We start from the raw sequence: 10,470 nt of genomic DNA, 5'->3' as shown, positions 1-10,470 counted from the left end.
GATGCCGGTCACCCGCTTGGCCGTCATCGGCACGAAGGGCAGGCGGACGCCCGCGTGGATGGTGAAATAGTCGACGCCCTGTTCGGCCTGTTCGATCAGGGTGTCGCGGAACACCTCCCAGGTCAGATCCTCGGCGATGCCGTTCACCTTCTCCAGCGCCTGATAGATGGGCACGGTGCCGATGGGGACGGACGAGTTGCGGATGATCCAGTCGCGGATGTTGTGGATGTTGCGGCCCGTCGACAGGTCCATGACGTTGTCGGCGCCCCAGCGGGTGGCCCAGACCAGCTTGTCGACCTCGTCGTCCACGGAGGACAGGACGGCGCTGTTGCCGATGTTGGCGTTGATCTTCACCAGGAAGTTGCGGCCGATGATCATCGGCTCGACCTCGGGGTGGTTGATGTTGTGCGGGATGATGGCGCGGCCGCGCGCGATCTCCTGACGCACGAACTCGGGGGTGACGAAGTCGGGGATCGAGGCGCCGAAGTCCTCGCCGTCGCGGATGCAGGGGGCGTTCTGCTCGCGGCGCAGGTTCTCGCGGATGGCGACATATTCCATCTCGGGCGTGATGATGCCGGCCTGGGCGTATTCGTACTGGGTGACGGGGCGGCCCTCGACGCCCTTGAAGACGCGGTGGTTCGAGATGTCGAAGCGGGGGGCGAGGTTCTTGCCCGACGCGTGGCCGTTGTCTTCGGGCTTGACCTCGCGCGGGTTCAGGACGGGCGCGATGTCGCCGCGGTCGAGCTGCCAGCTGGATTTGACCAGGGGCAGGCCCTTCTTGATGTCGATGACGGCGGTCGGGTCGGTGTAGGGGCCCGACGAATCATAGATGGTCACCGGCGGCTCGTTGGCGCTGGGGTGGACGGCGACCTCGCGGAAGGGGACGCGGATGTCGGGATAGAGCTCGCCGGCGACATAGACCTTGCGCGACCCGGCGCGTTCGCCGGTGGGGATGGTCCCGGTCTCGGCCATCACCTGCTCGCGGGCGTCCTTGAGCGCGAGCTCGACGTTGGGCTCTTCGGGCGGGGTGGCGGAGACGTGGATGTTCATGGCGGCCTCTGTGCTTGTCAGAGGGTCGCGCCGACGAGGGCAACGAGAAGGGTCCTGTCGCGCGGACCGAAAGCGTACTCATCCCTTCGCCGGCATGACCCGGATCAGGTTCGGCCGGTCAGAGGATTACCTCTATCTCAGCGGCTCAGGTGCCGCCCCCGGGAGAACGCAGGGACCCTAGCGCGATCGCTGCGTCGGCTCAAGCGACCGGGCGGGGCGCGGCCAGGGCGCCGTACAGGTCCGTGCGGCGGTCGCGGAAGAAGCCCCAGGCGGCGCGGTGGCGATCAAGGAAGTCCAGGTCGAAGGTGTGGACGAGCGCGCCCTCGTCCTCGCGGCCGAAGCTCTCGACCAGGTCGCCGCGATGGTCGGCGATGAAGGAGTGGCCGTAGAAGGTCTGGCCCGCCGCCGTGACCTGTTCGTGACCGATGCGGTTGGCACCGACGACGGGGACGACGTTGGACACCGCATGACCCTGCATTGCGCGCCGCCACGGCTCGGCGGTGTCGAGGGTGTCGTCGTGAGGCTCGGTGCCGATGGCGGTGGGGTACATCAGGATCTCGGCCCCCTGCAGCATCATGGCGCGGGCGGTCTCCGGGTACCACTGGTCCCAGCAGATGCCGACGCCGATCCGGCCGAAGCGCGTGGACCAGACCTTGAAGCCGGTGTCGCCGGGGCGGAAATAGTATTTCTCCTGATAGCCGGGGCCGTCGGGGATGTGGCTCTTGCGATAGACGCCGAGGGGTTCGCCGTCGGCGTCCAGCATGACCAGGCTGTTGTAATAGTGCGGCCCCTCGCGCTCGAAGATCGAGACGGGGATGGCGACGCCGAGTTCGGCGGCGACCGGTGCCAGCTGGACCACGGCCGGATGCTCGCGCCAGGGATAGGCGGTGCCGAACCAGTGCTCCTCCTGCGACACGCAGAAATAGGGGCCCTGGAACAGCTCTGACGGCAGGATGACCTGCGCGCCTCTGCCGGCCGCTTCGCGGACGAAACCGATGGTCTTGTCGATGTTCGCCTGGATGTCTTCGGAGCCATAGGAGGTCTGGATGGCGGCGACGGAAACGGTGCGGGCCATCAGGCGGGCTCCTGCTGGGAGATGCAGTGGAAGGATCCGCCGCCCGACAGGATGGCGAGGGACGGCAGGGGGATGATCTCGCGGTCGGGGAAGACGGTAGACAGGGCTTCGCAGGCGAGGCGGGCGGCGAGGGGGTCGCCGTAGGTGGGGACGATGACGGCGCCGTTGGCGATGAGGAAATTCATGTGGCTGGCGGGGACCGGGCGTTCGTCTTCGTCGAGGATCAGGCCGGGCGAGGGGATGCGCAGGGGCGTGAAGCCGGCCTCGGCGATCGCAGCGGCGGCGGCGTCATAGGCGTCGGCGTTCGGATCCTTGCGGCCGAAGGCGATGGGGATGGCGACGGTATCGGGCGTGACGAAACGGGCCAGGTTGTCGACGTGGCCGTCGGTGTGGTCGTTGAGCAGGCCTTCGCCCAGCCAGACGACGCGGGTGGCACCCAGGGCCTGGATCAGGGCGGTCTCGGCCGTGTCCTGGGTCCAGCCGGGGTTGCGGTTGGGATTCAGCACGCACTGGCGGGTGGTCAGGAGGGTGCCGGCTCCGTCGTGGTCGACCGCGCCGCCCTCCAGGATGAAGTCGTGGCGGTCGAGCGCGGTGCCGGAGACCTCGCCGATCTGGTCGGCGACGGTGTCGTCGAATTCCAGCTCGTACTTGCCGCCCCAGCCGTTGAAGCGGAAGGCGGCGGCACGTTCGGAGCCCGAGCCGAAGATGGGGCCGGTGTCGCGCAGCCAGATGTCGCCGAAGCGGCCGGGGACGACGGTGACGCCGTCCACGCCCGCGAACCTCCCTTGCGCGTCCGTCAGCGCCTCGTCATTGCCGACCAGCAGTCTGACCTGTTCGCGGCCGGGACCGGCGAGGGCGCGGACCAGGGCCTCGACCTCGGCTTGAGCGGGTTCGAGGTTGTCCTCCCAGAGATCGGCGTGGCTGGGCCAGCCGACCCACATCGCCCGGTGGGGCGACCATTCGGCGGGGATCGGCGTGGGCATGATCGGGGCAGTCCTGAAGCGGCGGGCGGACCCAGATAGTGGGCGGGAGCCGCGACTTCAATGTGACGGGGGCAAACGTGCCAGCCGGTGCGATCTACCCTTCTCCCCTTGCGGGAGAAGGTGGCAGCCGAAGGCTGACGGATGAGGGGTCGCACTGGCGGTCGGGATGAGCGGATGCCACGCACGACGGTGAGGTCAGCGTGACCCCTCATCCGTCTCGCTCCGCGAGCCACCTTCTCCCTCAAGGGGAGAAGGGACCCGGGCGGGCGTCTGCCCTACTCCCCGCTGATCTCGCGGACGGCCTTCATCAGGGCCTCGACGACCTTGGCGGTTTCGGGGTCGGACCAGCCGCCGGGCTTCATCTGGACGGCGTGGCGCAGGGTGTGGAAGGCCTCGCGGACCACCTCGGGGGTCTGTTCGCCCGAGACGAGGCGGGCGGCCTGGGCCATGCGCTGCATGACGCCGTCCACCGCCGCGCGGTTCTCGTCCAGCCAGGCCTTGCCGGCTTCGGTGACGGAAAAGACCCGTTTGCCGGTGCTGTCCTCGACGCCCGCGATCAGGCCTTCGTCGGCCAGCAGGGACAGGGTCGGATAGACGACGCCGGGCGAGGGGGCATAGCCGCCGCCGAAGGCCGTCTCGATGGCCTTGATCAGATCATAGCCGTGGCGCGGTTCCTGCTCGACCAGGGCCAGCAGCACCAGCCGCAGGTCGCCGGGGCCGAACATCCGCCGGCCCCGTCCGGGGCCACGGCCCTCGCCGCCGCCCGCTCCACGGCCGCCCCGACCCCAGGGGCCCTTGGAAAACCCGGAACGGCCCCGGCCTTCGCCGCCCTCGGACGGGCCGCACCAGTGACGGCCGCCGCGGCCGCGCATCTCGCTCTTGAAGCCAAACATTCTGTGTCTTTCTTCTGTTTTCATGAGGCCAAGATATATCTTTCGAAACGCAAAGCAAGGGTCTTGAGATATATCTTTATGAAATGAGGAACTGGCGGTGCAGCCCGGTCATTCCTGTGTCCTGAACAGGAGCCGCCCATGACCGACCAGCCAGAGACCCAGGACGCCCGGGAAGCCGAAGCGACGGGCGAAAAACCCGATCTGGGCCGCACGCCCGATGCGATGATCGAGGCCCTGACCGGCTCCGACTCAGGATCCGACACCCGCGCGGGATCCTTGCAGGGCGGGGCGGCGACCGGATCGGACGACGACCCGGATTCGGACATCATCAACCAGGCCCTGGCCAGCGAAGGCATGGTCTCGGCCGACGCCCCGACGCCGTCGTCGGTGGGACCGGACACGGTCAAGAACACGGGTGCCGAACCCGGGGCCGACCCATCCGCCCGTGGCGAGGCCGACGCCGCGACCGGTTGAACTGCGGCAACACCACGGCCCCCAAGGTCTGCCCGGCCCCGCCGTCGCCTTGCCGTCGCCGTAACGATGCGCCACGGTGCGGGGAAGTCGAACGGGTTCAGTTCAACGGTTTATGGGGCGTATGCTGATATGAAGTGCAGTCTTGCGGGGGGTGCCCTGTTGCTGACCCTCGCGATCGCGGGTTGTGACCGGCGCAGCGAGACGCCGGCACCGGCCGAAGCGCCTGCCTCTCCTGCTGCGGCCGAATCCGCCTCGACGCCACCTGCTGTTTCGCCCACCCCGGTCGCCGAACCCGCCACGCCGGCCGTTGCGGCGGCACCGGCGTTTGCCGCCGTCTATCCCGGGGCCGAGCTGGCCGGGCCGCCGCTGGCCGCCACCGGTCCGGCGGGGCCGGGCGGGGTCGTGACCTTTACCACCGACGCCGACCCCGACGCCGTGATCGCCTTCTATCGCGAGCGTGCGGAAGGGGCGGGCATGGCCATCATCTCGTCGATGAACCAGGGTGAGGCGCGGGCTTACGGCGCCCAGAACCAGGCCAACGGGGCCAATATCAATGTCGTGGCCGCCCCGTCGGAGGGCCGGACCTCGGTGCAGCTGACCTGGAGCGAGGGTCAGTGAGACGCATGGCGTCGATCTCGGCGCTGGCTGCGGCCGCCCTGCTGGCGGCCTGTTCGAGCACGCCGTTCGGGGCGCCGGTGGCGTCGTCGGTGTCTGCGCCGGCCGCGATGTCGGCCCCGACGCATGAGGGTGGGTATCTCTCGGCCGACCGGATCGAGGCCTTGGCGCAGGCTGTCCCCGCGCCGTCCGCCGAAGGGTCGGCGGAGCAGGCGGCGGACCGGGCCCAGTCGGATCGCTATCGCGCCTATGAGGGCGGGGACCGGTGGCTGCTCGCCACGGCCCATGCCGAACTGTCGCCAAGACTGGCCGCCCAGCATTTCGACTGTGCCCTGGGGGTGCGGTTTGCGTCCGCGCCGACGCCGCGCCTGACCGCCCTGTTCGACAAGGTCCTGAAGGACGCCAACGGGGCGGCGGAGCTGGCCAAGACCCGCGCCTTCCGGCCCCGTCCCGTCGGCGTCGATCCGGCGCGTGCCGCCTGTACCAACGTCAGCGCGGCGGGCCGGGCCAGCGCCTCCTATCCGTCCGGCAGCGCCACGGTCGGGGTGGCCTATGGCGAGGCCGTCGCCGTGCTGGATCCCGCCCACGGTGCCGCCGCGCGCGAGATCGGCCATCAGATCGCGGTCAGCCGGGTCGTCTGCGGCATGCACTATCCGGCCGATGCGGCGGCGGGCGAGGTTCTGGGCCGGGCCGTGTTTGCGCAGATCGCCGCCACGCCCGCGTTTCAGGCCGATCTGGAGGCCGCGCGGGGCGAGCTGGCGGCAGTGCGCGCCACAGGCCTGACCAACCCCGGATGCGCGGCCGAGCGGGCGGCCCTGGCCCTGCCCCTGCCCTGAGATGATCGCGGCGCTGATCCTCGCGGCGCTTCAGGGCCAGGGGGGCGGTCTGCCTGCCGCCCGGCCCTGTTCGGCGGCGGAGATCACGGCCCTGACCACGGCCTCCGCCGAGCCCTATCGGCTGACCTGCCGGGCTGTTCTCGGCGGGCGTGCGGTCATGCGGCGGGTGCTGATCGAGGGGGCTGAGGCCTCGGGCGCGGGCATCGACTGCGGCGGCGGCTCGATCGGGCGGCCGGGCGTCCAGACCTCGACCCAGGCGCCGACGGTGGCGATCTGGTCGCGGCTGATCGACGGACCCAGCCCGCGCTGGAGCCGGCCGACCGACCTGTCGATCGCCAACTGCACCATCCACGGCAATGTCCGGATCTGGGGCATGGGGGCGCTGAGCCGGATCGAAGACCTGCGGGCCTCGTCGCGGACGCCGGGCCATACGCAGGCTGTGCAGGCTTCGGCACCGACGCGGATCGCGGTGACGGGAACGACCCTGCTGGGGACCGGATCGATCCCCTTCTACGTAGGGCCGGGGGTGACGGGCGTCAGTCTGAACGGCGGGCGGTTTGGGGGACGGTCGGAGTCGACGGCGATCTATCTGGACGCCGAGAGTGCGGGGACGGCGATCCGCAACGTCGCCTTCGACATCACCACCCCGCGCGAACAGATCGCCGTGGACGGCTCGGCGCGAAACCTGATCAGCGGCAACCGCTTCGTCCTGCGCGGGCGGGGCGGGGTGTTTCTGTACCGGAACTGCGGCGAGGACGGGGTGATCCGGCATCAGACACCGTCGGGCAATGTGATCACAGACAATGTCTTTTCCGGCTCGACCGCGCGGTCCGTGGTGGTCGGGTCGCGCAACGGCGGGCGAAGGTACTGTGGCGACGACCGGGGCTATCCGTTCGGGTCCAGTGCCGACGACCGCGACCTCGCGACCGGCAATACGGTGGCGCGGAACCGGACGGTGCGCTGAGGCGCGTCCTGCCGCGCCTTTCGCATTTGTCATGCTGATGAACCGAACCTGACGCGGCCTGTTCAGGTCGGGATCAGCCGGCGGGTGGTTATCTGTCGTCATCGCTGGCCACCCGGCCCCCGACAGAACACCAGCAAGGAGAGATCCGATGTTCAAGAAGATGCTTGTCCCCGCCCTCGTCCTGGCCGCGACGTCGGCCGCCCTGCCCGCCGCCGCCCAGTCCTGGGGTCACCAGGATCGCGGCCACGACCGTGGCTATCAGAACGCCGGATACGGCAACTGGCAGTCGATCAACCAGCGTCAGGCCCAGCTCGACCGCCGCATCGACCAGGGCGTCCGCAACGATTCCTTGAGTCGCCGGGAAGCCGGCCGTCTGCGGGCCGAATTCAACGGCATCGCCCGTCTGGAGCAGAGCTACCGTCGTGGTGGCCTGTCCGGCTGGGAACGCGCCGACCTGGACCGCCGCTTCGACCGGCTGTCGGCCCAGATCCGCATGGAACGCCGCGACCGCGACAACCGCCGCGGCTAAGCTGACCGGTGCAGAAACAAGAAGGGCGCGATCCGCAAGGGTCGCGCCCTTTTCCCATGCGTCAGGCGGTGACGATCCGGATCTCGGGCCAGCGCTCCGTCGCGCTGGCGACGACGCGGTCCCAGCCCCTGGCGAGCGGCCGGTCCGGATTGGGGCGGAGCGTCAGGGCGAACAGGTCGTCCAGACCGAAAGGGGCGGCGACGCTGATACTGTCGTCGGCCTCCAGCCGAACCCCGACGGCGAAGGCGGGGGCGACGAAGCGGCCGAGGGCCGTGTCGGTGTCGGGCAGGGGCTCATAGGTCTCGCCGAACCGGTCGGGGAACCAGATATGGACCCGCGCCTGATTGCGCACCTCGACCTCGGAGCGGAACGGCTCGTCGAAGGCTGCGGCGACGCGGCGGATGACGGCGTCCTCGGCGTCCCAGGAGGTGTCGGGGTCGAAATAGCCGAGGTCGAAATCCTTGCGGCCATAGCCGATCGCGCGGCCGGTCACGGCATTCCAGACGCTCTGATAGACGGCACCCGAGAAGACCCGCCAGTCGGGCAGGTCGAGGCCGCGCACCGTGGTCAGGACGTGCATCAGGCCGGGGTCGGCGCGGACGACGGCGATGAGGCGGGCTTCCAGATCGCTCATCGCCGTTCCCGCAGCGGCCAGCCGTGATCCAGCGGCCCGTGGCCGCCGCCCAGACCCGGCGCACGGCGGATGGCCTCGGCGACATAGGCGCGGGCGTTGGAGACGGCGGTTTCCATCTGCAGGCCCTTGGCCAGGCCGACGGCGCAGGCGCTGGCCAGGGTGCAGCCGGTGCCGTGGGTCGAGGTGGTGTTCAGCCGGGGTCCGGCCATCAGGGTCTCGCCCTGGGCCGTCAGCAACAGATCGACCACGCGCGGCCCCGGCACATGGCCACCCTTCATCAGCACGGCCCGCGCCCCCATGGCCATCAGGGCCTCGCCCGCGCGGCGCTGGCCGTCGAGGTCGGTGACGGCGATCCCGGTCAGAGCCTCGGCCTCCGGTGCATTGGGGGTCAGGAGGGCCGCGCGGGGGATCATCAGGGTACGGACGGCCTCGATCGCGTCGCGGTCCAGCAGGGGGGCACCGCCCTTGGCGACCATGACGGGGTCGATGACGGCGGGGGCGATGGAGGTGTCGAGGATGGCGGCGACGCGCTCGACCACCGCGATCGAGCCCAGCATCCCGGTCTTGATGGCGTCGGCGCCGATATCGTCCAGCACCGCGCGGGCCTGGGCCTCGATCAGGTCGAGGGGCAGGGGAAAGACGTCCTGGACGCCCAGGGTGTTCTGGACCGTGATGGCGGTGACGGCGGTGGCGGCGTAACCGCCGAGCAGGGTCACGGTCTTGATGTCGGCCTGGATGCCGGCGCCACCGCCGGAGTCCGAACCGGCGATGATCAGGACGCGGCCGAGCGGCGAGCCTGCCATCAGTGAGCGCCCGAGAAGAGCTTCAGGCCGACGATCCCGGCGACGATCAGGACGATGCAGGCGATCCGCAGGGCGGTCGCGGGCTCTCCGAACACGAGGATGCCGACGCTGGCCGCCCCGACCGCGCCGATGCCGGTCCAGATGGCATAGGCGGTGCCGATCGGCAATTTCTGGGTCGCGAGCCACAGGAAGTAGAAGCTCAGCAGCATGGCGACGCCGACGCCGAGCGAGATCAGCGGACGCTGGGGCCCGACATATTTGAAGCCCGAGGCCCAGACGATTTCCAGCGCCCCGGCGACCACCAGCGCGACCCAGGGGTTGATCCACGATACGTTCATCGGGTCCAGATGGGACAGGCCGACGGTCGGGGCAAGCGGTTATTCGCCGCTCAGGGCCGCCTGGACCTTCAGCGCCTGTACGGTCTGACGGACATCGTGGACCCGGACGATGTCGGCCCCGCGCCGGGCGGCCTCCAGCGACAGGGCGATCGAGCCGCCCAGTCGGTCGGAGGGGTCGGTCGCCGCGGCGTCCAGGCTCTGGATCATCCGTTTGCGGCTGGCGCCGAACAGGATCGGAAAGCCGAGCGCAGCCAGGGCGGGCAGGTTCCGGGTCAGGGCCAGGTTGTGCTGAACCGTCTTGCCGAAGCCGATGCCGGGGTCGAGCCAGATCCGCTCGCGCGCCACGCCCGCCGCCATGGCGGCCCGGGCGCGTTCGGCCAGTTCGCCGCAGACCTCGGCAACGACATCGCCATAGGCGGGGGCGGCCTGCATGGTGCGGGGTTCACCCTTCATGTGCATCAACACCACGTCGCAGCCGAGATCGGCGGCGGCGGCGAGGCTGTCGGTTGCGAAGGTCAGGGCGGTCACATCGTTCCACATCGTGGCCCCGGCGGCGACGGCGGCCCGGGCGACCTCGGGCTTCATGGTGTCGATGCTGACGGGACCGGGCCACAGGGCGCGGATGCCCTCGATCACGGGGACGACGCGGGCGATCTCGTCGGCGCCCGGGACAGGGTCCGCGCCCGGGCGGGTGCTCTCGCCGCCGATGTCGAGGATGTCGGCGCCCTGTTCGACCAGGGTCAGGGCGTGGGCGACGGCGGCTTCCGCGCCTGCCAGCCGCCCGCCGTCCGAGAAGCTGTCGGGGGTCACGTTGACGATGCCCATGACGCGGGTGCGGCTCATGGCTTCGCCTGCTGCGGATGGGGCGTCTCGCCGCGTGCGAGCATGGCGGTCAGGTCGGCGATCTTTCGCGCGCGACCCGCCGGCGTCTTCATCTGCTCGGTCCGAAAGATCAGGGCGAAGCGGTTCTGGGCGGTCAGGCCGGCGAAGGTCGACCTGGCCTGCGGGTCGGCGTCTATCGCGGCCTGGAGGTCGGCGGGGACCTCCGCGCCCTTGATGCGATAGGCGGCGTCCCAGCGGCCGTCGGCCCTGGCCGCCTCGACGTGCTTCAGGCCGTGCGCCGTCATCAGGCCGGCGGCGGTCAGGGTCGCGACCTTGTCCACGTTGATCTTCGACCAGCTGCTTTTCGGGCCACGCGGGGTCAGGCGTTGCAGAAAGCTGCGGTCATCGAGGCTCTTCCTGATCCCGTCGATCCAGCCCCAGCACAGGGCGGCGT

14 protein-coding genes and 1 riboswitch are annotated in these 10,470 nt (G+C 70.1%); of the genes, 5 read left to right on the top strand and 9 right to left on the bottom strand.

Annotated elements, in window-relative coordinates; translation table 11 throughout:
• From ACILQR_RS13240 to ACILQR_RS13225, 4 genes are all read right to left on the bottom strand, one after another.
• Positions 1-972, bottom strand: a 972-nt coding sequence (locus tag ACILQR_RS13240) for a phosphomethylpyrimidine synthase ThiC (protein WP_395651871.1), incomplete at its 3' end; no start/stop codon positions are given.
• A 141-nt stretch (positions 973-1,113) separates the two neighbouring features.
• Positions 1,114-1,222, bottom strand: a riboswitch (TPP riboswitch).
• A gap of 27 nt (positions 1,223-1,249) precedes the next feature.
• The gene (gene aguB / locus ACILQR_RS13235) at positions 1,250-2,125 is read right to left on the bottom strand and encodes an N-carbamoylputrescine amidase (RefSeq protein WP_395651869.1); all 876 of its coding nucleotides are present in this window, start codon (positions 2,123-2,125) and stop codon (positions 1,250-1,252) included.
• Positions 2,125-3,108, bottom strand: coding sequence for an agmatine deiminase family protein (locus tag ACILQR_RS13230; RefSeq protein WP_395651868.1), 984 nt, complete (start codon positions 3,106-3,108; stop codon positions 2,125-2,127). The genes aguB and ACILQR_RS13230 overlap by 1 nt, the downstream gene beginning before the upstream one ends.
• Positions 3,109-3,383: 275 nt before the next feature.
• Positions 3,384-4,001, bottom strand: a complete 618-nt coding sequence (locus ACILQR_RS13225) for a PadR family transcriptional regulator (protein ID WP_395651867.1) — start codon at positions 3,999-4,001, stop codon at positions 3,384-3,386.
• A 138-nt stretch (positions 4,002-4,139) separates the two neighbouring features.
• Here ACILQR_RS13225 and ACILQR_RS13220 point away from each other — a divergent pair, with 138 nt between their 5' ends.
• The 5 genes from ACILQR_RS13220 to ACILQR_RS13200 all read left to right on the top strand — a co-directional run bounded on the left by ACILQR_RS13220 (position 4,140) and on the right by ACILQR_RS13200 (position 7,419).
• Entirely contained in the window at positions 4,140-4,475 is a 336-nt protein-coding gene (locus tag ACILQR_RS13220; RefSeq protein ID WP_395651866.1) for a ribonuclease, read from the top strand.
• 129 nt (positions 4,476-4,604) lie between these two features.
• Positions 4,605-5,093 (top strand): hypothetical protein, encoded by a 489-nt coding sequence (locus tag ACILQR_RS13215; protein ID WP_395651865.1) that lies wholly within the window; start codon positions 4,605-4,607, stop codon positions 5,091-5,093.
• Positions 5,094-5,098: 5 nt separating this feature from the next.
• Positions 5,099-5,926 (top strand): phosphatase PAP2 family protein, encoded by an 828-nt coding sequence (locus tag ACILQR_RS13210; protein ID WP_395651870.1) that lies wholly within the window; start codon positions 5,099-5,101, stop codon positions 5,924-5,926.
• A gap of 1 nt (position 5,927) precedes the next feature.
• A complete protein-coding gene (locus ACILQR_RS13205; protein ID WP_395651864.1) occupies positions 5,928-6,890 on the top strand; it encodes a right-handed parallel beta-helix repeat-containing protein in 963 nt (320 codons plus the stop codon).
• 148 nt (positions 6,891-7,038) lie between these two features.
• Entirely contained in the window at positions 7,039-7,419 is a 381-nt protein-coding gene (locus tag ACILQR_RS13200) for a hypothetical protein (RefSeq protein WP_395651863.1), read from the top strand.
• Between the two features lie 61 nt (positions 7,420-7,480).
• Here the strand turns inward: ACILQR_RS13200 and ACILQR_RS13195 are convergent, their stop codons facing one another.
• The 5 genes from ACILQR_RS13195 to ACILQR_RS13175 form a co-directional block, all read right to left on the bottom strand.
• On the bottom strand, positions 7,481-8,053 hold the full coding sequence (locus tag ACILQR_RS13195) for a nucleotidyltransferase family protein (RefSeq protein WP_395651862.1): 573 nt from the start codon (positions 8,051-8,053) through the stop codon (positions 7,481-7,483).
• Positions 8,050-8,856, bottom strand: a complete 807-nt coding sequence (gene thiD, locus ACILQR_RS13190; RefSeq protein ID WP_395651861.1) for a bifunctional hydroxymethylpyrimidine kinase/phosphomethylpyrimidine kinase — start codon at positions 8,854-8,856, stop codon at positions 8,050-8,052. The genes ACILQR_RS13195 and thiD overlap by 4 nt, the downstream gene beginning before the upstream one ends.
• Positions 8,856-9,194, bottom strand: a complete 339-nt coding sequence (locus tag ACILQR_RS13185) for a multidrug efflux SMR transporter (protein ID WP_271146190.1) — start codon at positions 9,192-9,194, stop codon at positions 8,856-8,858. Before ACILQR_RS13185 ends, thiD begins: the two co-directional genes overlap by 1 nt.
• 39 nt (positions 9,195-9,233) lie before the next feature.
• On the bottom strand, positions 9,234-10,037 hold the full coding sequence (gene folP, locus ACILQR_RS13180; protein WP_395651860.1) for a dihydropteroate synthase: 804 nt from the start codon (positions 10,035-10,037) through the stop codon (positions 9,234-9,236).
• Positions 10,034-10,470 (bottom strand): YdeI family protein (locus tag ACILQR_RS13175; protein WP_395651859.1); only part of this gene is annotated, 437 nt, incomplete at its 5' end. The genes ACILQR_RS13175 and folP, both read right to left, overlap by 4 nt.

It is taken from the genome of Brevundimonas sp., assembly GCF_044239655.1.
Lineage (GTDB): Bacteria > Pseudomonadota > Alphaproteobacteria > Caulobacterales > Caulobacteraceae > Brevundimonas.
This window is presented reverse-complemented; position numbering and strand designations above follow the sequence as displayed.

What these genes read in the sequence shown, in the direction of transcription:
- aguB (WP_395651869.1), bottom strand. Translation starts at nt 2,125, where the DNA reads ATGGCCCGCACCGTTTCCGTCGCCGCCATCCAGACCTCCTATGGCTCC.
- ACILQR_RS13230 (WP_395651868.1), bottom strand. Translation starts at nt 3,108, where the DNA reads ATGCCCACGCCGATCCCCGCCGAATGGTCGCCCCACCGGGCGATGTGG.
- ACILQR_RS13225 (WP_395651867.1), bottom strand. Translation starts at nt 4,001, where the DNA reads ATGTTTGGCTTCAAGAGCGAGATGCGCGGCCGCGGCGGCCGTCACTGG.
- ACILQR_RS13220 (WP_395651866.1), top strand. Translation starts at nt 4,140, where the DNA reads ATGACCGACCAGCCAGAGACCCAGGACGCCCGGGAAGCCGAAGCGACG.
- ACILQR_RS13215 (WP_395651865.1), top strand. Translation starts at nt 4,605, where the DNA reads ATGAAGTGCAGTCTTGCGGGGGGTGCCCTGTTGCTGACCCTCGCGATC.
- ACILQR_RS13210 (WP_395651870.1), top strand. Translation starts at nt 5,099, where the DNA reads ATGGCGTCGATCTCGGCGCTGGCTGCGGCCGCCCTGCTGGCGGCCTGT.
- ACILQR_RS13205 (WP_395651864.1), top strand. Translation starts at nt 5,928, where the DNA reads ATGATCGCGGCGCTGATCCTCGCGGCGCTTCAGGGCCAGGGGGGCGGT.
- ACILQR_RS13200 (WP_395651863.1), top strand. Translation starts at nt 7,039, where the DNA reads ATGTTCAAGAAGATGCTTGTCCCCGCCCTCGTCCTGGCCGCGACGTCG.
- ACILQR_RS13195 (WP_395651862.1), bottom strand. Translation starts at nt 8,053, where the DNA reads ATGAGCGATCTGGAAGCCCGCCTCATCGCCGTCGTCCGCGCCGACCCC.
- thiD (WP_395651861.1), bottom strand. Translation starts at nt 8,856, where the DNA reads ATGGCAGGCTCGCCGCTCGGCCGCGTCCTGATCATCGCCGGTTCGGAC.
- ACILQR_RS13185 (WP_271146190.1), bottom strand. Translation starts at nt 9,194, where the DNA reads ATGAACGTATCGTGGATCAACCCCTGGGTCGCGCTGGTGGTCGCCGGG.
- folP (WP_395651860.1), bottom strand. Translation starts at nt 10,037, where the DNA reads ATGAGCCGCACCCGCGTCATGGGCATCGTCAACGTGACCCCCGACAGC.